Annotated in this window: 20 protein-coding genes and 2 riboswitches; of the genes, 12 read left to right on the plus strand and 8 right to left on the minus strand. The window is 32.9% G+C overall.

Annotated features, from left to right (window positions below; translation table 11 throughout):
• Positions 1-70: 70 nt before the first annotated feature.
• The gene (locus tag RAH41_RS01365) at positions 71-1,333 is read left to right on the plus strand and encodes an MFS transporter (RefSeq protein ID WP_331220071.1); all 1,263 of its coding nucleotides are present in this window, start codon (positions 71-73) and stop codon (positions 1,331-1,333) included.
• Positions 1,287-1,904 carry a TetR/AcrR family transcriptional regulator gene (locus RAH41_RS01370; protein ID WP_331220073.1) on the plus strand — a complete coding sequence of 206 codons (618 nt, stop codon included), beginning with the start codon at positions 1,287-1,289 and terminating at the stop codon, positions 1,902-1,904. Before RAH41_RS01365 ends, RAH41_RS01370 begins: the two co-directional genes overlap by 47 nt.
• Before the next feature lie 39 nt (positions 1,905-1,943).
• On the opposite strand, the gene RAH41_RS01375 is transcribed toward RAH41_RS01370, so the two are convergent.
• On the minus strand, positions 1,944-2,717 hold the full coding sequence (locus RAH41_RS01375) for an N-acetylmuramoyl-L-alanine amidase (protein WP_331220074.1): 774 nt from the start codon (positions 2,715-2,717) through the stop codon (positions 1,944-1,946).
• A gap of 620 nt (positions 2,718-3,337) precedes the next feature.
• Between RAH41_RS01375 and RAH41_RS01380 the strand changes: the two genes are divergently transcribed.
• Positions 3,338-3,556: a hypothetical protein gene (locus RAH41_RS01380; RefSeq protein WP_331220075.1), complete on the plus strand. Its 219-nt coding sequence runs from the start codon at positions 3,338-3,340 to the stop codon at positions 3,554-3,556.
• A gap of 121 nt (positions 3,557-3,677) precedes the next feature.
• The gene (locus RAH41_RS01385) at positions 3,678-4,160 is read left to right on the plus strand and encodes a hypothetical protein (protein ID WP_331220076.1); all 483 of its coding nucleotides are present in this window, start codon (positions 3,678-3,680) and stop codon (positions 4,158-4,160) included.
• Between the two features lie 64 nt (positions 4,161-4,224).
• Here RAH41_RS01385 and RAH41_RS01390 read toward each other — a convergent pair whose 3' ends face one another.
• Together RAH41_RS01390 and yjeM are read right to left on the minus strand one after the other, a co-directional pair.
• A complete protein-coding gene (locus tag RAH41_RS01390; protein ID WP_175403438.1) occupies positions 4,225-4,365 on the minus strand; it encodes a hypothetical protein in 141 nt (46 codons plus the stop codon).
• Between the two features lie 93 nt (positions 4,366-4,458).
• Positions 4,459-5,946: a glutamate/gamma-aminobutyrate family transporter YjeM gene (gene yjeM, locus RAH41_RS01395; protein WP_331220079.1), complete on the minus strand. Its 1,488-nt coding sequence runs from the start codon at positions 5,944-5,946 to the stop codon at positions 4,459-4,461.
• 203 nt (positions 5,947-6,149) lie between these two features.
• On the opposite strand from yjeM, the gene RAH41_RS01400 reads away from it, so the two are divergent.
• Positions 6,150-6,851, plus strand: a complete 702-nt coding sequence (locus tag RAH41_RS01400) for a DUF421 domain-containing protein (protein ID WP_331220080.1) — start codon at positions 6,150-6,152, stop codon at positions 6,849-6,851.
• 44 nt (positions 6,852-6,895) lie between these two features.
• Here RAH41_RS01400 and RAH41_RS01405 read toward each other — a convergent pair whose 3' ends face one another.
• From RAH41_RS01405 to RAH41_RS01425, 5 genes are all read right to left on the minus strand, one after another.
• Positions 6,896-7,408, minus strand: coding sequence for a cupin domain-containing protein (locus RAH41_RS01405; RefSeq protein WP_331220082.1), 513 nt, complete (start codon positions 7,406-7,408; stop codon positions 6,896-6,898).
• Positions 7,409-7,424: 16 nt separating this feature from the next.
• The gene (locus RAH41_RS01410; RefSeq protein ID WP_331220083.1) at positions 7,425-8,051 is read right to left on the minus strand and encodes a methylthioribulose 1-phosphate dehydratase; all 627 of its coding nucleotides are present in this window, start codon (positions 8,049-8,051) and stop codon (positions 7,425-7,427) included.
• Positions 8,048-8,701, minus strand: a complete 654-nt coding sequence (locus RAH41_RS01415) for a 2-hydroxy-3-keto-5-methylthiopentenyl-1-phosphate phosphatase (protein WP_331220085.1) — start codon at positions 8,699-8,701, stop codon at positions 8,048-8,050. The genes RAH41_RS01410 and RAH41_RS01415 overlap by 4 nt, the downstream gene beginning before the upstream one ends.
• 6 nt (positions 8,702-8,707) lie before the next feature.
• Positions 8,708-9,928 (minus strand): 2,3-diketo-5-methylthiopentyl-1-phosphate enolase, encoded by a 1,221-nt coding sequence (locus RAH41_RS01420; RefSeq protein ID WP_331220087.1) that lies wholly within the window; start codon positions 9,926-9,928, stop codon positions 8,708-8,710.
• A gap of 64 nt (positions 9,929-9,992) precedes the next feature.
• Positions 9,993-10,096: riboswitch (SAM riboswitch) on the minus strand.
• A gap of 57 nt (positions 10,097-10,153) precedes the next feature.
• Positions 10,154-11,338, minus strand: coding sequence for a pyridoxal phosphate-dependent aminotransferase (locus RAH41_RS01425; protein ID WP_419471553.1), 1,185 nt, complete (start codon positions 11,336-11,338; stop codon positions 10,154-10,156).
• Positions 11,339-11,481: 143 nt separating this feature from the next.
• Between RAH41_RS01425 and RAH41_RS01430 the strand changes: the two genes are divergently transcribed.
• The 7 genes from RAH41_RS01430 to RAH41_RS01460 all read left to right on the plus strand — a co-directional run bounded on the left by RAH41_RS01430 (position 11,482) and on the right by RAH41_RS01460 (position 18,895).
• Positions 11,482-12,267 carry a carbon-nitrogen family hydrolase gene (locus RAH41_RS01430; protein ID WP_331220091.1) on the plus strand — a complete coding sequence of 262 codons (786 nt, stop codon included), beginning with the start codon at positions 11,482-11,484 and terminating at the stop codon, positions 12,265-12,267.
• Between the two features lie 62 nt (positions 12,268-12,329).
• Positions 12,330-12,489, plus strand: a riboswitch (SAM riboswitch).
• Positions 12,490-12,569: 80 nt separating this feature from the next.
• Entirely contained in the window at positions 12,570-13,736 is a 1,167-nt protein-coding gene (gene mtnK / locus RAH41_RS01435; protein WP_331220093.1) for an S-methyl-5-thioribose kinase, read from the plus strand.
• Positions 13,737-13,742: 6 nt separating this feature from the next.
• Positions 13,743-14,792 (plus strand): S-methyl-5-thioribose-1-phosphate isomerase, encoded by a 1,050-nt coding sequence (gene mtnA / locus RAH41_RS01440; RefSeq protein WP_331220095.1) that lies wholly within the window; start codon positions 13,743-13,745, stop codon positions 14,790-14,792.
• Positions 14,792-15,895, plus strand: a complete 1,104-nt coding sequence (locus RAH41_RS01445) for a sugar ABC transporter substrate-binding protein (protein ID WP_331220097.1) — start codon at positions 14,792-14,794, stop codon at positions 15,893-15,895. Before mtnA ends, RAH41_RS01445 begins: the two co-directional genes overlap by 1 nt.
• A 2-nt stretch (positions 15,896-15,897) precedes the next feature.
• Positions 15,898-17,268 (plus strand): ATP-binding cassette domain-containing protein, encoded by a 1,371-nt coding sequence (locus RAH41_RS01450; RefSeq protein WP_331220099.1) that lies wholly within the window; start codon positions 15,898-15,900, stop codon positions 17,266-17,268.
• On the plus strand, positions 17,265-18,242 hold the full coding sequence (locus RAH41_RS01455; protein ID WP_419471544.1) for an ABC transporter permease: 978 nt from the start codon (positions 17,265-17,267) through the stop codon (positions 18,240-18,242). Before RAH41_RS01450 ends, RAH41_RS01455 begins: the two co-directional genes overlap by 4 nt.
• A 251-nt stretch (positions 18,243-18,493) precedes the next feature.
• The gene (locus RAH41_RS01460) at positions 18,494-18,895 is read left to right on the plus strand and encodes a MerR family transcriptional regulator (RefSeq protein ID WP_331220101.1); all 402 of its coding nucleotides are present in this window, start codon (positions 18,494-18,496) and stop codon (positions 18,893-18,895) included.
• Position 18,896: the final 1 nt, after the last annotated feature.

An 18,896-nucleotide genomic window follows, 5' to 3' on the forward strand; every position in this document is an offset into this window, starting at 1 on the left:
AAACGACATTAGTGTCGTTATAATGAAATAAAAACGACATCAGTGTCGGTTTTTAAGGGGGCTAAGCAAGATGAAGGGTCTAAGGAATAATAAAGGATACTTAACATTAATGGTTGCTCAAGCGATATCAAATATGGGTGATTGGTTAAGTATTGTCGCAATCATTACGCTTGTAGGGTTAAAATGGAATGCAACGCCAATTGAAGTTTCATTTATTATTTTATGTCTCGCTGTTCCGATGGCTTTATTAGGACCTATGGTGGGAACGATAGCAGATCGTTTTAGTAGAAAACAATTGATGGTTTTATCAGATATTGTCCGTGCTGGTTTATTTGTTTTACTTGCATTAGCAAATACGTTGTGGATGGTCTATATTTGTTTGTTTACGATAGGATTGTTTTCTGCTGTTTTTAATCCTGCGAAAAATGGTAAGTTAAAGGAACTAGTTCCGAATGAAGAAATAAAGAGCGCGATGTCCATTACAGCTATGATTGACTCAGCTACAAAAATTTTCGGACCGATTTTGAGTGGGATCCTAGTTTCGGCAGCTGGAACAACGCCAGTATTCTATATTAATTCAGTATCATTTATGATCTCTGCGATTTTAATTTTCTTGCTTCCAAAAGTTGCCCAGCAGATTAAAGAAGAAAAAGTGAAAGCTAAACCTTCCTATAAAACTGAATTTATGGAAGGCGTTTCATTTATTAAATCAAATACTCAAATTTTAGTCGGTATGTTATTTTTAGGTTTTAGTCTCTTAATCTTGCAGTTATCAGATTCGCAAATTATCGTTTTAATAAGGGAACTTAAACATGCATCTCCAGGTTTATTTGGCTATTTAGTAACTGGCTCTGGAGTAGGAATGTTTTTTTCTAGTCTAATATTAGCGAAAAAAACAAATTATCGTGCCTATAATTTAATGTTAATTGGAGTTTGTGGAATCGGAATTGGTTTTGGTATGATGGCTATATTCACACAGATTAATCTCAATTTTTCGATTGTTTGGGCACCGCTATTAGGGTTGTTTGCAGGATTTGCAGCTGGCCTAGTATTTGTTCCTTTCCAGGCATCTGTTCAGGTCGATACGCCAGTTGAGTTAACTGGAAGAGTTTTTGGCGTAATAGGAAGTGTTACAACAACAGCAACAATTATCGGACCTTTATTAGGAGGATGGCTATCAACTGTAATAGGTGTCATCCCAACATTTATTATTTCTGCATCACTTTTAGTATTTGTCTCACTAATCGGATTCTTAACGAAAAATAGAGTAGAGCGGGGGAAGAAAAATGTCTCCGAAAGTCAGCAAGGAGCACCAACAGCAACGTCGAATTAAAATATTAGAAGCAGCAAAACAAGTATTTATCGAAAATGGATATGAAAGAACGACTATGAAGCATGTGATGGACGCAGCAAATGTAAGTAGAGGTGGATTATATCAATACTTTGCAAATAAAGAAGAATTGTTTGAATCCCTTTTATATGAGTCTCTATTGAGAGTGTCTGAAGAAACAAGTCAATTATTAAATCAAACTGTTGATTCTTATTGGGAATTACTTTTATTAAGAATGTTCGGTAAAAGCAGAGTGCCAAATGATCGAATGGATCCTTTGGCACCAATTACTTTAGAGTTTTTTATAACTGGTAGAAATGATGATAGACGAAAAAAATATGGGAAAGAACGTTATTTTTATGGTATTAAGATCTTTTCTGATGTCATAAAAGAAGGTCAAAAAAACAATGAATTTAGTAAAAAGTATGATAGTGAAATTTTAGCAAGAATGATTGTTTCATTTATTGATGGACTTGCTCTAGACTATGCGATACTATCAGCGGAAGAAATAATGATGAAAGAACAATCGATTTTGTTTGTACAATTTTTAAAATTTGCTCTCGAAGTGGAATGAACATTTGAGATTGTTATGAAATTAAAATTCAAAATAAAATTATTTATTTAACTTGTTCCATGTCTTTTCTCCAACAATCCCATCCGGTGTTAGACCGTTATGTTGTTGAAATCGTTTTACGGCATTTGCAGTCTGTGTACCGAAATGACCGTCTGGCGTAATACTTAAAAGCTGTTGAATGGTAATGACATAAATATTTGAATCTCCTATTTTAATCACATGACCAGGGTATTTTAATGAGCGATTCAATAAATGCCCTACATTTATTTTGAAATGATTAAAAACCTCGCTATATTTTACAAATGGGTATGGGCACGGTTTTCTAGTAACATCAAAATGACGAACAATATCTTTTTGAGTTAAATTAAACATTGAACATAAATCATTTACAACCATAACTGTTCGATTGATTGTCGTATTTGAAATGCGATTATCTTTTTCAACACACATTTCAACTGATATTGATAATAAATTAGCATTTGGCTTTAATGCTTCTACACCTCGGAAGGGTACACCATTCACATAAGTATATTTTTCATTTGCATGGAATGTCACCTCATTTAAAGGGATGATACATATTGCCTCTTTAGGATCCACAAAAATATGTGCCGAAGCATAAGATGGTTTTCGCCCTTGACTAATTGCCTCTGCATTTAGTTGGGGTAAAACCTCACCAAAATATTTATAATGACCATTAGCAGTTGCTCCAGGATTAGCAGTCCAATGAATAACGATTTTTTTAACTCCATTTAATTTTTGACCTGACCTTGTATATTGATTAATTGGGATATATTTATTTTTCCAACTTGGCATGAAACAACCTCCTCATTTATAGATTTTTGTAATGAATCTTTTGAATTCTAATTGTCACTAATAATAGAATATGAATACTAAATTTTTATCATGTTGAAAATGGCCTCATTAAAGTTTTAAAAGAAGGTATACATTTAAATAGATTGAATTCATATAAGTGAAGTAAATGTTTATTAAAAAGGGTGATTGAGTTTAAGAGGTACCATATGAGAGAGGTGAAAAAAGCTAAAATAGAAAGTTCATTGACCGTATTATTAGTTTCTGATTTTGAAAAATTCAAAAAAATATTAAGAAGAATGTTTAGGATGTGAAGTAAACGATTATGGGGCAATAAGGGATGATCTTTGATTATGATTTAAGTTAATTCAAGAGAATAATAAGGAAGATGTTAGACCAAACAAAGGTACATGGAATACGTATGCTTATGTTATTGATTTTGATGAATTAAAAATAAATGGAGCTATAATCGTTACCGAGCCTAAATAAAGCGAATTTGAATGGGGAGTTTGGAAGGAGTTTTAGGTGGGGATTTGGATGGTTATGTAATTAGATTCGGAACAGGGCATAAAATTGAAAACTAAGAAAATGGCTATACTAATCGTGACTAAAGGAGTGATTAGATGAATTTTCGATCAAAGGAACAAATCATAACGGAACAACCTTCAATTGAAAGAAAAATAGAATTTAGAGGCAATAAATACAAATTAGTTAATACAGTTCATGATGTTTCGCACGGTGGGTTTGATGATCTTACATGCTACACTTACAGAAATGAAACGGAAAACGCAGAAATATTGCTATACGTACAAAAAGGTAAAATCGTAATTGTTGAACCGTAAGAATTCGATTTATGACTGTCCTGTAGATACAGGCAGTTTTTTATTTGTTTTAGGACTATTATAATGACATTTAGAGATATTAAGTGAAACGGTAGAGTTGAAAAAATAGGGGGCATATAGATTGAAAAAAATGATACTTTTATTCTCGATTCTTTTGTTAACTGCTTGTTCGCATGGTAATGGAGCAGTTGAATCATTAAAAAAAGAATATCCTAAAACGATAAAACAAGTAGTAGATCAATTACCTAAAGATGTACAAAAAGAACTGGTTGTACCAGAAAAGATACCGTTTAGAGCAAAGGATGTCACAATGGATGTACAAAAAAATCAAAAAAATGGAGCTATTAATGCTACCTCTTTTAATTATTCAAATGAGGAAGAAGAGGTCACAATGTTTGTCATCACTTATCATAATAAAAAACCTTCCTTTCCAAAAGAACAACAACCATTAAAAACAACCAAATTAAAAGATGGTACAAAAGTTTTGATTGTTGCTGATGATGATAATACAAAAACAATTCGTTGGAAGAAAGACGGGCTAAATCATTCAATTTCACTTTTTTTTCAGAAGAAACCGGTAAACAATACTCTATTCGAGATTTAATTAAAACTGCCAATTCGATGAGTAAATAACTAAAAGAGACCGCCAAAAAATGACGGTCATTTTTTTATGAATTTTTAACTTCATTAAGTGCTTCAGTATTTGATTTACTTGGAGCAAAATAACCTTCTGAATTAACTGCAGCTGGTGTAGGTTGCCCTTTATTTTTGTTTTTCTTTTTTACATGTGGATTTTGATTGTGACCCATGAATATCACCTCCAATTTTAGTATGTGCTATATTTCCAACTTACTTTCGAAATTGCTATTAACAATAAGTGGGAAGTTTGCTAAGCAATTTTCTTATCTTTTTTTAGTATGTTTTCTTGACTGATTAAGTATTAGTAAAGCTAAAATAGAAAAGAAGATTGGACCAGCAATCATCCAGATTGTTGAGTTATAATCACCTTCAATAGCCGGTTGAATGATTGTAAAAAAGTTTGCAAAGCCAACTACCAATATAACGAGAATACTTGCAAATAAAGCAGATGATTTTGATTTTAAAATTTGGAAAGGTTTATCGATTTGGTCATTCCGTTTAAACATTGGATAGGCAATACCTAAAAATATATAAGGTAATGTCATTGAAACATTCGTCATTAAAGTTATTTTATTAAAAAATGAAGATGCTCCTTGACCGCCAAAAGATGTTAGGACAATAATGATTGAAACAATTGCGAATTGTACCCACATTGCATTGACAGGCATACCTTTTTCATTTGTGTCTGAGAATTTTGTCGGCCATAAGTATTTTGGTGTACCTTTGATGATTGTTTTTAATGGTGCATAAATTAATGTGAAAAATGCCCCAGTATATGCAAGAAACATTGATAAACCAGTAATTCTTGCAAACCAAATACCAATTTGATCGGCTGTATTTAATGATAAAGAAAAAGCTTTTCCAAGTTCTAATCCTAAATTGTACATTAGAACATATGTGATATTCCCTAAATTCGTTGTACTAGCACTTAAATCATTTGACCAGTTAATAAAAATTCCTACTAAAAAAATACCTAATGAATAACCTACTGAAATAATAATTGCTGAAATTGTAATACCCTTTGGAAAATTTCGTTCGGCGTTTTCCGTTTGATCAACTAATCCACCAATTGCTTCTAAACCGCCATAGGCAAAGATTGCAAAGACAACAAATGATAAGATTGCAAGGCTTGTTAGATAATTTGGATTAGGTGAGTGAGCAAATGCTGATGAAAAGCTTTTAATTGGTTGAGCAAATTTTCCTCCATTAAATAGAAAAATAATGATACTTGTGATTAGCAATACTATATTTAATGAGAAAACTGTAACCCCACCGATCGTTGTAACTTTGCTAATACTTTCAATCCCTTTTGAAGCAAAATATGTCACAACTAACATCCAAATTAATGCTAATAAGCCAATAGATTGAGTAGAAGAGAGTCCAAATAATGAAAGGGATTGCGTTTTATCTCTACCGAAAATAAAGGTCGATAAGGGAATCCAAACCTTTGAAGAGACACTAACCATATAAATTACATAGGAAGAGAACCACATAAAGGTTCCAATAAAAGCGAATCTAGGTCCAACTGAATCTGCCATCCATGTATAAATTCCACCTTCTGAATGCTTATAGGCAGCTCCAAATTCAGCCATCATAAAAGCAAATGGAATAAAAAACGTAATAGCTGAGAGTATATACCATGGAATTGCGCTATACCCCATTAAATAAAAGGCTGTTGGTATATTTCCAAAACCATATACAGTTGTAAAAACCATTAAAATTAAGCCAACAAGTGAAAGTTTTTTATTCAAGATCTCACCTCAGGTAATTAGTCGATTATTAATGAATAGTAATATTTTCTTCAATAATCGGTAATTTATGAGGACATAACAAAGAGTGTGGTTTTACTATTTATTTAGTAACAAAAAGGAATAGTTTCATACTATTTTTCAAAGGCTAAGTTGATTGATAAATACTAAAAAATAGTTTGTTTGAAAGAGAAAGGATGAACTAAATGAGCTTTAATGAAGTAGTATTAAGAGTCATATGCTCATTTTTTGTTTTATTTATTTTAACAAGATTAATGGGGAAAAAGGAGATTAGTCAATTAGATGTTTTTACATTTATAACAGCCATTACAATAGGGAATATAGCAGCATCAATTACGACGTCTAAAACATTAGATATTGAGGATGGGATCATTGGATTGGTTGGCTGGGCAGTTTTGACGATCATCATGGGGTATTTAAGCTTAAAATCTAAAACTGTACGGCGAGTGATTCTTGGGGAACCAATTATTTTAATTAGACAAGGAAAAATAATGGAAAATGCATTAAAAAAAGCTAGATTAGATACAGAGCAATTTCAAGGAATGCTTCGTAATGAGAATATTTATTCGTTGAAAGATGTAGAGTACGCTATATTTGAAATCGATGGCAGCCTATCAATTATGAAAACAAAAGATGTTAAAACGAAAAAAAATAAAACATGGAAAAAAACTTTATTATTTCCGACTTCAACAGCGGTGGTATCTGACGGGGAAGTGAATGAAGATGCTTTATCAAATTTAAACTTGGATAAAAAATGGTTAATGGCTCAACTCAAAAGGGTAGGTATAAACTCGGTTTCAGAAGTGTTTTTTGTTGAAGTACAAACCGATGGGTCTTTATATATCGACTACCGAGATGATCATTTAAATGAGGACGAAATTAATTGACTCACATCCTAAAATGGATATGAGTCAATTTAGTTTTAATTTAATTATTCGTAAATTGGCACCCAGCCTTCAGTAGTAACAAACAATCGAACTGCAACTACTTTACGATCCTCTGCTAACGTGAAGTAGTGGCGTACATTTGGCGGTACTGAAATTAAATCTCCAGGATTCAGATGAACATGGAAAAAGCCTTCATTCCCTTCGATAATAAACGTTCCGTGACCACTAACAATGAAACGAACTTCGTCATCCGTATGATGATGCTTACGATTGAAGTTTTTAAGTAATTCATCAAGATTTGGAGTTGCTTCTGAAAGTGTAATAATATCACTCGCTAAATAGCCACGTCTTGATGAAATACTGTCAATTTCAGCTTTAAAAGTTTCAAGAATTGCTGCTTTTTCTTCATCTGATAAAATAAATTTTTCTTGTAAAGAACTATGTAATTGTTCGATATTCCAATTTTCATAAATTACACCTTGTTCTTCTAAATATGCTTTTACTTCAACATCACTTGTAATATGATAATCTTTTTTTTCTACCCAAATTGTTGCCATTCTTCAGTCCTCCAAATTAGTTTTTTATCAATGTATTTTTTTGCATACCTTGCAATGCGTATTGGAATAGAAACTCATAAGCTTCTAAATGTTTCTTAGCATCAAATGCTGATTCGGCCCATACTGTTATACCATGATTATGAATTAATACAGCACCATGATCGTTTTTAACATGAGGAAGAAATTCATTTGCTAGAGTAGGGATGTGTGCATGATTTCTTATAATTGGAATTGTAATTTCCGCATCTTCTTCCCATAGTCCTAATGCTTTAATTATTTCGATACCAGAAAAAGATAACTCATCTTGATATGGAAAATCCTTTGTAATAAAGTTATTTGCTATGGTGTGTACATGAAGAACGCATTTTGCATTTGTGTGCTGATAAATTAGACGATGTAAAATGACTTCAGCTGATGGTTTTTTTGATTCATCCCAAACAGATTTGTCAAATTCATTAACAAGTAAAAAATCGTCATACGTATGTTTCGTTTTATCTTTACCACTAGTTGTAACTAAAAAGTTTAAAGGCTCCTCATTTACTTTAATTGATAAATTTCCACTAGTTCCTAAAAACCAATCTCGTTTAGCAAGTACTTTTTTTATTTCACGGATTTCATCATAATGTTTGAAAAAGTCCTTCATACAAACACCTCCTTCTCTAATGAAACTCGAATATCATAGAAATTTTCAAAAGGAATGAAAGGTAAAGATAGTTCTTCACATTTATCTTTTAAAAAATCTCGAGCAAAAATTAAATTGGCTTCTTTTGCAATTTGTAAGTCAGTAATTGAATCACCAATGACAATGATAAAATCATTTGATTCACTAAACTTTCTTTTAACAGATGGTTTACACATTCCACAATCATTCGTACAGTTTTCATCACAAGAATGATCCCAGTGTATTTTTACCGTTTGACCTGTAAAGTCAGTACGGTTACATAAGATATCCGAAGATGGAAGATAAGCAGCTAAAATTGGATGAACGAAAAAATCTAGTCCGCCACTTACAACTTTTAACTTATATTGTTGAGCGCTTACAAATTGAATAAAATCGCTAAACCCATCTCGAATGACAGTACGATCAATTACAAAATCGGTCATTTCTTGTTTTTTCGTTGAAGGAATCGTAGCAAACATTTTCTCTACGCCTTCTCGAATGGATATATTGCCGTTTAATACTTCATTTGTTAATTCACTTACTGAAGGTGGAGCAAATTCTTTAATTAAATTAACGATATTGTCTCCCTCAGTAATTGTTCCATCAAAATCACAAAAAATCTTTATTGCCATTGTTGTTTACCCCCAAAGTTGTAATGCTTTTTGTAGTGATGAATTTGGAAGTGCGTAGTCTTGTAGCTCTACCCCAGATAAAGTTGCTGAAATTGCTTCTCTAAATGCATTACCTCCACCGATTGGTCCATCCGGATGTCCATGAACACCTCCGCCAGCGTTGATGACTTGCTCAATTCCAAAATCTTGAATTAATTGAGGCACTAGTCCAGGGTGAATGCCAGCAGAAGGAACTGGGAATGTCTCTTTTAAGCCATTTGATACCGTTAAATTTTCAGCTATTTTTAACGCTGTTTCTTTTTGTAATGCAACTGATCCATATGGTGAAGGGAAAAGACTAAAATCTGCACCAGCTATTCGTAAAAGTTTTCCTAGTAATAATCCTGCGTCGATTCCATAAATTGGTGATGATGTAAAGGCACCCGATACAGCAGGATGAGCCATAATTGGAATATTAATTGATGGATCTTCTGCCAATCCTTGAAGGGCATCAATTCCATACGAGAACACATTTAATAAAAATACATCAGCACCAGCTTCAGCAGCTCGTAATGCTTTTTCTTTTAACTCATATGTACGGCCAGTTAAATTTACCGCATATAAAGTTTTATGTCCTGTTTTCTCATAAACCTGGTTCAACATATTTTTTCCGTAAGTAACGCGATCCGTAATAGATGTATTTGTGTCAAAAAGAATCTCGTCATCTTTTATTAAATCTACGCCACCTAGAGCTTGCTTTTTTAATTCCTCTGAAATGTATTGAATATCTCTGCCGATAATTGATTTAAAAATACTCATTAATAAAGGTCGATCATATACATCCAATTTCTCTCGTATCCCTTTAATGCCAAATTTTGGACCTGGAAAAAGATTTAAAATATCATCGGTGAAATTTAAATCAATTAGTTTAATTTCACCATCAAGGGATAGCTTACCGAAAACCGTTGTTAAAATAGCTGGAAGATCTGCTGAAAAATTTAAGCTTGGATAATAGATTTCAATAATCCCTTTTGTCGCTTTATAGCTTAAAGTATTAACGATATTTTCTTCGCATTCTATTTCACGAACTGAAAGGACTTTGCCTTTATGCTTTTGTAATTGAATTTGATCATTTTGAGGTAAATTTGTCCATGAACCAACCGTTAAACCTAGCGCGATTGATTCTGCTTTTTTTTCTAAATGATGATTTTTATCATAAACTTGGTAAGTTGCTATTACTCCACTCATTTCAAAACCTCCATAAAGTTTTAATCAAACAAAAAACCTCTCCACTAAGGAGAGGTTTACCTACACCTTATCTGCCAGCAAATGCTGCGAGAATTAGCACCGTACTAGATAACTAGCCGGTTGCCGGGTTTCGTCGGGCTCGGTCCCTCCACCTACTCTGAATAAAGTTATATTTAATTTTGAATTTTTAATCTAATCGCATTATTTCATGAACAATCACAATTGTCAAACATTAAATTTTGAAAATATTTCAATCTCTTTTAATCTAGAAACTGCTTCATTCAATCTATCAGTATCTGATAATAGACCTACTCTTACATAACCTTCACCATATTCTCCAAATCCATTTCCTGGAGCGACTGCAATATGAGCCTTTTCAAGTAATAGATCAGCGAATTCCTGTGATGTATAACCTGATGGAATTTTTAACCAAGCAAAAAACGATCCTGCTGGTGCAGTTACTTCCCAGCCAATTTCGTGACAGCCGCTAATAAATACATTTCTACGTTCTTCATAAAGTGCCAATAGTTGTTTGACACTTTCTTGAGATTCAGTAAGCGCTACAGCGGCAGCTTCTTGAACAGCAGGGAAGATGCTAACGTAAAGATGATCCTGTAATAGATTAATTGCTGAAATAACCTCTTTATTTCCAACTGCAAAACCGATTCGCCAACCAGCCATATTATAAGTTTTAGAAAGCGTATAAATTTCAATCCCGCATTCTTTAGCTCCTGGTGTTTGAAGATAACTTAAAGGTTTTTTGCCGTCAAAACCAAATGCGCCGTAAGCAAAATCATGACAAACGGTAATCTGATTATTTTTTGCAAGCTCAACTGTTTCGTTAAAAAATTCTTCAGTTGCTATAGCACCAGTGGGATTATTTGGATAATTGATAAACAAGATTTTACTAGCATCTAAAACATCCTGAGGAATTAATTTATAATCTGGTAAAAATTGATTTTCTTCAAGTAATGGAAGCATATATGGTACTGTTTTCGAAAGAGATATTCCTGATAAATAGTCTGGATAGCCTGGGTCAGGAACTAAAATTGTATCCCCTGCGTCACATAAACAAAGTGGTAGCTCAACTAATCCAGCTTTTCCACCGAATAAGATCGCTACTTCTTCCTCTGGGTGTAAATCAACATCATACTCACGTTTATAAAATTCTACAACAGCATTTTTAAGAGAGCTAATTCCTCTAAACGGAGAATAACGATGAGTTAAAGGGTTTTCAACAGATTGCTGTAATGCTTTTATAATATGGTCGGGTGTAGGTTGATCTGGATTTCCTTGACCAAGATTAATGACATCATGACCATTACCTATTGACTGATTCACTTTTTGGACTAGTGAAGCAAAAAATTGTTTTGGTAAATTGTTTAATAGTTTACTATGATTCAAGTTAATCACTCCAAAAATATAATAAAATTAATTTGAATAGATCGTTTCTTAATCGAATGATTTTCATGAACGACTGTTGCAATAACTTTCACCATCATATATGCTCGATTTAAAAATGTCTATAAAATTTAGAATAGGGTGAATAAATTGTGATTAAAATTGCGTGTATTCAATCTGACGTTATTTTAGGTGATTCAAAGTCTAATTTAGAGAAAATGAAAACGCAAATAAACGAAGCTGTTAAAGAAAATGTCCGTATAATCGTATTACCAGAATTATGGACCACAGGGTATTGTCTGGAAGAAATTGGCTTGCACACAGGTGAACAAGAAGCAGTTATTTCTGAACTTCAGTCAATCGCAAAATCTAAAAACGTAATCTTGATTGCTGGTTCGTTCCCAATTGCAAGAGAAAATGGGGTTACGAATACGTTAATTGTTATTAACGGTAGTGGTAAATTAGTAAAAACTTATGATAAAGTTCATTTATTCCAGTTAATGAACGAGCATCACTATCTACAATCAGGGGAAACAGATGGTTTCTTTGAAATCGATGGATTAACGGCTGCAGGTTTCGTTTGCTATGATTTACGTTTTCCTGAATGGATTGGAGCACATTCTCAAAAAGGTGCAAAAGTTTTATTTTTTGTGGCCCAGTGGCCAATTCAAAGAATGAATCATTGGGAAATCTTATTAAAGGCAAGAGCAATCGAAAATCAGTGTTATGTCGTTGCTTGTAATCGAGTAGGAAAAGATTTAGCAAATACATTTGGTGGAGGATCAATGATCATTGATCCTTGGGGAGAAGTAGTTACAAAAGGTGGTACGAATGAAGAAGTCGTTTTTGGCGAAATTGATCCAAAAAAAGTCGATGAAATACGCGGTACAATACCTATTTTTGAAGACAGAAAAGAAGAAATTTACAAAAAAATCTAAAAAGTGATTGACAAATTAAAAATCTTTAAACTAAAATACGATTATAAAATCAAATATGCGAACTCTTATTTCGAGTAGGCGGAGGGATTTGGCCCGACGATGCCCAGCAACCGACCGTAATACCATTGTGAAATGGGGCGTATTGTATACGCCTGAGCTAAAAATGCTCAGTAAGGCACGGTGCTAATTCCAACAGAAAAGAAATTTTCTGGTAGATAAGAGACGAAAGCCAATTAGTATTGCCTCTTTTCGTCTCGGAAAAGAGGCTTTTTATTTTGCAAAATTTAAGGGGGATGAAATTAGTGACTGTCATTGAACGAAAAGAATATAGACCATTAACAGAAGCAACTGCAATTACTTATTTACAAAAACTTGGCTATTTTAAAAATGAACTATGTGAAAGTATAGAAATCGGGGATGGAAATTTAAATTTAGTGTTTAAAGTTAATCCGGTTGGAAGCGAGAAAGGGTTAATTATAAAACAGGCTTTACCATATGCAAAAGTTGTTGGTGAAAGTTGGCCTCTAACATTAAAGCGAGCTACGATTGAGAGTAATGCGACAAAAATATACAATGAGTTAATCCCATTACATGCACCAAAAATTTTAGAACATGACGAAGATCAAGCGGTAACTGTCATGGAGGATCTTTCACACTTACAAATTTTACGAAAAGGTTTCATCGAGAAAAAAAGCTATCCGTTTTTAGCTGAACATATCGGTGAATTTTTAGCAAAGTCATTATTTTTCACTTCAGACTTCGGAACTTCACCGGCTAAGAAAAAAGAGCTAGAGTATCATTTTAATAATCCTGACCTATGTGATATAACCGAAAATCTTGTTTATACTGATCCATTTTTTAATAGTGAAACAAATAATTTTGAAGAAGAATTAACAGATGTAATTCAAGAACTATGGGATGATGTAGATCTACAAATTGAGGTTGCGAAACTAAAATTAGATTTCTTATCAAAAAAAGAAGCTTTATTACATGGTGATTTACATACGGGAAGCATTTTCGTTTCTGAAACAGAAACAAAAATTATTGACCCAGAATTTGCATTTGTAGGACCAATTGGATTTGATTTAGGGCAAATTCAAGCAAATTTACTCTTTCAACTTTTCAGCCGCACTGAGCTAAAAGACGAAATTGTCGAACACATTTTAAACATTGAAAAAGTTTTTAATGAAACATTTATTCGACTATGGGAAGAGCATAGTGTTCGACCATTTAACCAAAAAGCTCTAATTAAAGAAAAATTAGAAGGATATTGGGTGGATGCAATTGGAGTTATTGGATGTGAATTAATCCGAAGAAGTATCGGTCTTGCACACGTTGAAGATATTGATTCACTGGAACATAATCAAAAAATTGAAGCAAAGAAAAAAGTCTTAAAATTCGGAGTTTATTGTATAAAAAATAGATTTACTATTAGGAATATTCAAAACTTAATTAATGGATTGGAGTAATAATTGATGACTACATTACAGCAAATACCAGAATCATTAAAATGGAACGGTGAAAGTTTAAAAATTTTAGACCAAACAAAATTACCAACTGAAATAGATTATGTTGATGCTACGACATTATTAGATGTACGTGAAGCAATCGTAAAATTACAAGTAAGAGGCGCACCAGCGATTGGTTTAGCAGCTGCATATGGACTTTATTTAGGTGTTCGAGAACTTGAAACTGAACAAATTGATGAATTTCATCATCAAGCAAGATTATTAGCGGATGAGCTGATTAGTGCGAGACCAACTGCAGTAAATTTAGCATGGGCTGTTGAAAAACTAATAGGATTTAGTAAAGAAGCAGTGACTGTATCAGAAGCTAAATTAATCATCATGGAAGAAGCGATTAAATTACATCTAGCAGATGAGGCAACTTGCAAAGAAATCGGTGAGAACGCTTTAACATTATTACATGATGGCGCAGCAGTATTAACTCATTGCAACGCAGGAAGTATTGCGACAAGTCGATACGGAACAGCTCTAGCTCCACTTCACTTAGCAAAAGAAAAAGGCTGGGAAATATCAGCTTATGCAACAGAAACTAGACCAGTATTTCAAGGGGCAAGACTGACATCTTGGGAATTGAACCAAAGTGGTATCCCAGTTACATTATTAACTGATAATATGGTCGGGTATTTATTACAAAATAAAAAAGTCGATGCAGTTATTGTTGGAGCTGATCGCATTACTGCTAATGGAGACACTGCAAATAAAATAGGGACATTACAATTAGCAATATTAGCAAACTTTTACCAAATTCCATTTTATGTAGCTGCTCCTTTATCAACAATCGATTTATCAATCGAATCTGGGAATGAAATTGTCATTGAACAACGTGATCGTACTGAAGTAACGCATATCGGAAATGTTCAAATTGCCCCTGAAGGAATCAATGTACTAAACCCAGCATTTGACGTGACGCCGAATGAATTAATAACGGCGATTATTACGGAAAAAGGAATTGTTTCTAGTGATTATAAAGAAACGTTTAAAAGTTGGGAGGAAGAGTAATGAAAAAAATGATTGCAACACTGTCAATTGCATCAGTATTATTAACAGCTTGTGCAAATGAACAAAATGTAGTTTCAACGAAAAAATCTGAAAATGCTAGTACTGAAGTAAAAAAAGTATCTACAAGTAGCAATGCTGAAATTCCTGAAGCAGTAAAAAAGAAAACAAAAATTGCTTTAATTATGGAGTTTTCAATTGGAACTTTTTCTTCACAATATATCGATGGCGTGAAAAAACAAGTTGGGAAATTTGGTGGAGAAGTACAAGTATATAATGCAGATAATGATTTAGCAAAGATGGCCTCCAATTTAGATACAGCCGTCAATTCTAAGGTTGATGGGATTTTAATCGATCATGGGAGAAAAGAAACATTAGAAAAAGGTGTGAAAAAAGCGTTAGCTGCAGGCATTCCAGTTGTTTCTTTTGATAGTGACTTAAATATTCCTGGTGTTACAGTAATTGACCAAGATGATTACAGTTTAGCATGGAAAAGTTTAAAGAGTTTAGCAGAAGGATTAAACGGAAAAGGGAATATCGCAACAATTTGGGTAGGTGGTTTTACACCGATGGAGCGAAGAAAAGTTATTCTTGATGCATTTTATAAACGTTATCCGAATATAAGAGAGGTTGCCAGATTCGGAAAAGCAAGTAGTAATACGATGCTTGATACACAAGCTCAGGTAGAAGCTTTATTAAAGAAATACCCTAAAGGTCAGCTTGATGCTATTTTTGCAACTTGGGATGAGTTTGCAAAAGGGGCTACAAAAGCAATTCAACAAGCTGGACGTAATGAAGTAAAAGTTTACGGAATTGATTTAAGTGATGAAGATCTTCAATTAATTCAAGAAAAAAATTCACCGTGGGTTACTTCAGCTGCAAGTGATCCGGGAGAAATTGGAGAAGTTCAATCTAGATTCCTATATCAAAAAATAGCTGGTGAAGAAACCCCGGATATTTATTCTTTGGAACCTAAATTAATAGAGAAAGAGGAACTTCCAAATAATCCAATTAAAGTTAGTGATCTAAGAAAATATAGTGAAAACTGGAAACCTTCACAAGCAGCAACTTCACCATGGATGGAGAAATTAGATAAGGGGAACTAAAGATGACTATTAAACTAGAATCTGTATATTTTAGTTATGGCGAATCAGAGGTACTAAAAGATATTAATTTTTCAGTGAAATCTGGAAAAATAGACGGTCTGGCTGGTTTAAATGGTGCAGGTAAAAGTACTTTAATGAAGATTCTAGCTAATAGAATTCAGCCAACAAATGGTAAGTGTAAAGTAAGTGAAAATTCAACAATAGCATATGTCCCTCAAGAAGTTGATGAGGGACTTGTGCAAGGATTAACTGTAATTGAAAATTTAATAATTGCATTGAATAGAGAAATTAAGAAATTCTTCTTCTCAAAAAAGAAAAGTGTTGAATTTGTTCAAAATCGACTTTCAAAATGGAATTTGAATCTACCATACTATAAACAAGTAAGTGATTGTACAATATATGAAAAACAATTTATTTTAATTGCAAAAGCACTACTAAATGATGCATCCTATTTCCTGTTTGATGAGCCCACTTCTTCCCTAGGAAATACTGAAAAAGAGCAATTTTTCTCATTCTTACACAACTTGAAAAAAATGGGTAAAGGTATTGTCGTCATTTTACACTCAATTGACGAACTTATAAAATTTACTGATGAATTAACGATATTAAGAAGTGGAGAAATTGTGTATCAAGGTAGCTCATCGACATTATCTGTGGAAGAAATAATAGGTCAAATGTCTTCTGGTAAATTTTCATTTAAAAAAACAATAAAAGAGCGCAATGAAACAGCTTTTCAGTTTCGTAATATCCGATTAAGTGAAACGAAAGCTTCTATTAATATAGAAATAAATAAAAATGAAGTAATTGCCATTTATGGAGCAAATGGAAATAAGAAAACAAGTTTAGCAAAAACAATATGGGGCAATCGAAACCAATATGATTTAATAGTTGGAAGAAACTCATTTTTGATCAAGTCTCCACAGCATGCATATAAACAAGGAATTGCATTTGTACCAGAGGATCGAAGAAAAGAAGGGTTATTTTTAAATCATTCGGTTAGAGAGAATATCTCATTCAACAAAAGAGGTTGGATAAACAAAAATCTCGAAGTTGAGACTTCTCAATCCTTAATTAATACTTTAAGTATTTATCCAAAGGACACTGAAAAAGAAATTTTACATCTTAGTGGAGGAAATCAACAAAAAGTAAGTATAGCAAAATGGATCTCACCGAATTTAAAGTGTCTTATATTAGATGAACCACTTAAGGGTGTTGATATTTATGCTAAACAACATATTTTCCAATACATTGATGAATTTTGTGCTAACGGTGGTTGTGTTATTTATTTCACGAATGATATTGAAGAAGCTAATGTGATAGGAGACAAAATATATACAATTATACAAGGTGAGTTATTGGAGGGTATACAATGACGCAATGGGCACAAACACAAGGTAGAAGATTATTTTTGGATTTTGGAGCGGTATTCCTACTTCTAGTCGTTATAGCATTTTTTTCAATGACATCGAATTCCTTCTTATCTTATAGTAATATTACTGATATTTTAAGATCGATTTCAATTGTAACATTACTGGCGATTGGAGTTACCTTTAGTTTAATCATTGAAGGTTTAGATTTATCAGTTGGATCGACCGCGAGTTTAAGTACAGTTACAGCCGCTTATTGTTTAATTGTTTTTAGACAAGAGCTATTGATTACACTATTAATTCCTATTGTTTTTGGTTTAATAGTTGGATTATTAAACGGTCTGTTTATAACGAAAGGGAAATTACCGGACTTATTAGTTACTCTTGCTATGATGTTTGTTGTAAATGGTTTACATTTAACCTTAACAAAAGGTTCATCCATCTATGAAGGAATGACAATTAATAATAAAGCAACTACAGGTCATTTTATTCCTTCGTTTTTATATCTTGGGCAAGGGTCATTTTTTAATATCCCAGTTGCAGTCATAATCATGATAATTTGTATTTTGATTACACACTTATTTTTAGAAAAGACAACTTGGGGAAGAGTATTCTTCTTTATTGGAGGAAATAAAACTGCTGCACACTTATCAGCAATACCCGTAAACAAGTATCGAGTTTATGCGTATATTATTAGTGGGCTTTTTGCATCACTTGGTGGGATTTTACTTGCTAGTCGAGTTGGTACAGGGCAAGTTTCAGCAGGTACACCATTATTAATGGATAGTATTACAGCTGCATATATAGGAATCGCTATGTATGGTAAAGGGAAACCAAATATAATCGGAACATTTTTAGGTGCGTGTTTAATGGGGGTCCTTTTAAACGGATTCACGATGTTAAACGTACCATACTATGCGCAAGATATTATTAAAGGTATTTTATTATTAATTGCAATTTTGTTAGCCAAAAAAAATTAAGAATTAGCTTTCAGACTGACCGAATTCAAAAAATTGTCAAACCGCTGGATTAGTCTAATTATAATATTTGAATACAAACCCTTATAATCTCCAAACTAATGGAGATTATTTTTTTTATAAAATAGTAGAATTTTACCTAATATTGCATAGAATAAAAAACAAATATTTTCATGTTAGATTTTCTAACATCGTATTGACAGATTATCTAACATGAAATAAAATACTTATAGATGAACGAAAGGAGCATTGCTATGAATGATCAAGTAAGACGCTCAACGCCACTCTTCCCAATCGGAATAGTCATTTCGTTAACTGAATTATCTGCAAGACAAATTCGATATTATGAAGAGCATGGATTAATTCGTCCAGCTCGTACTGAAGGTAATCGTAGATTATTTTCATTCAATGATGTCGATCGATTATTAGAAATAAAAACATTTATAGAACAAGGCTTGAATTTAGCAGGAATTAAAGAAGTACTCAATTTAAAATCGTCAGAAAAATCCAAAGAAACAGTGGTTCAACAAGTCATTGTTGAAAAATCAATATCAGATGAACAGCTTCGAAAAATGCTTCGTCAAGAGTTATATCAAAATGGTAAATTAGGTAGAACTTCTTTACGACAAGGAGATATGTCTCGATTCTTTCATTAAG

The organism is Gottfriedia acidiceleris, from assembly GCF_036421055.1.
GTDB classification, from domain to species: Bacteria; Bacillota; Bacilli; order Bacillales; family Bacillaceae_G; genus Gottfriedia; species Gottfriedia acidiceleris_C.

What these genes read in the sequence shown, in the direction of transcription:
- RAH41_RS01365 (WP_331220071.1), top strand. Translation starts at nt 71, where the DNA reads ATGAAGGGTCTAAGGAATAATAAAGGATACTTAACATTAATGGTTGCT.
- RAH41_RS01370 (WP_331220073.1), top strand. Translation starts at nt 1,287, where the DNA reads ATGTCTCCGAAAGTCAGCAAGGAGCACCAACAGCAACGTCGAATTAAA.
- RAH41_RS01375 (WP_331220074.1), bottom strand. Translation starts at nt 2,717, where the DNA reads ATGCCAAGTTGGAAAAATAAATATATCCCAATTAATCAATATACAAGG.
- RAH41_RS01380 (WP_331220075.1), top strand. Translation starts at nt 3,338, where the DNA reads ATGAATTTTCGATCAAAGGAACAAATCATAACGGAACAACCTTCAATT.
- RAH41_RS01390 (WP_175403438.1), bottom strand. Translation starts at nt 4,365, where the DNA reads ATGGGTCACAATCAAAATCCACATGTAAAAAAGAAAAACAAAAATAAA.
- RAH41_RS01400 (WP_331220080.1), top strand. Translation starts at nt 6,150, where the DNA reads ATGAGCTTTAATGAAGTAGTATTAAGAGTCATATGCTCATTTTTTGTT.
- RAH41_RS01405 (WP_331220082.1), bottom strand. Translation starts at nt 7,408, where the DNA reads ATGGCAACAATTTGGGTAGAAAAAAAAGATTATCATATTACAAGTGAT.
- RAH41_RS01410 (WP_331220083.1), bottom strand. Translation starts at nt 8,051, where the DNA reads ATGAAGGACTTTTTCAAACATTATGATGAAATCCGTGAAATAAAAAAA.
- RAH41_RS01415 (WP_331220085.1), bottom strand. Translation starts at nt 8,701, where the DNA reads ATGGCAATAAAGATTTTTTGTGATTTTGATGGAACAATTACTGAGGGA.
- RAH41_RS01420 (WP_331220087.1), bottom strand. Translation starts at nt 9,928, where the DNA reads ATGAGTGGAGTAATAGCAACTTACCAAGTTTATGATAAAAATCATCAT.
- mtnA (WP_331220095.1), top strand. Translation starts at nt 13,743, where the DNA reads ATGACTACATTACAGCAAATACCAGAATCATTAAAATGGAACGGTGAA.
- RAH41_RS01445 (WP_331220097.1), top strand. Translation starts at nt 14,792, where the DNA reads ATGAAAAAAATGATTGCAACACTGTCAATTGCATCAGTATTATTAACA.
- RAH41_RS01450 (WP_331220099.1), top strand. Translation starts at nt 15,898, where the DNA reads ATGACTATTAAACTAGAATCTGTATATTTTAGTTATGGCGAATCAGAG.
- RAH41_RS01455 (WP_419471544.1), top strand. Translation starts at nt 17,265, where the DNA reads ATGACGCAATGGGCACAAACACAAGGTAGAAGATTATTTTTGGATTTT.
- RAH41_RS01460 (WP_331220101.1), top strand. Translation starts at nt 18,494, where the DNA reads ATGAATGATCAAGTAAGACGCTCAACGCCACTCTTCCCAATCGGAATA.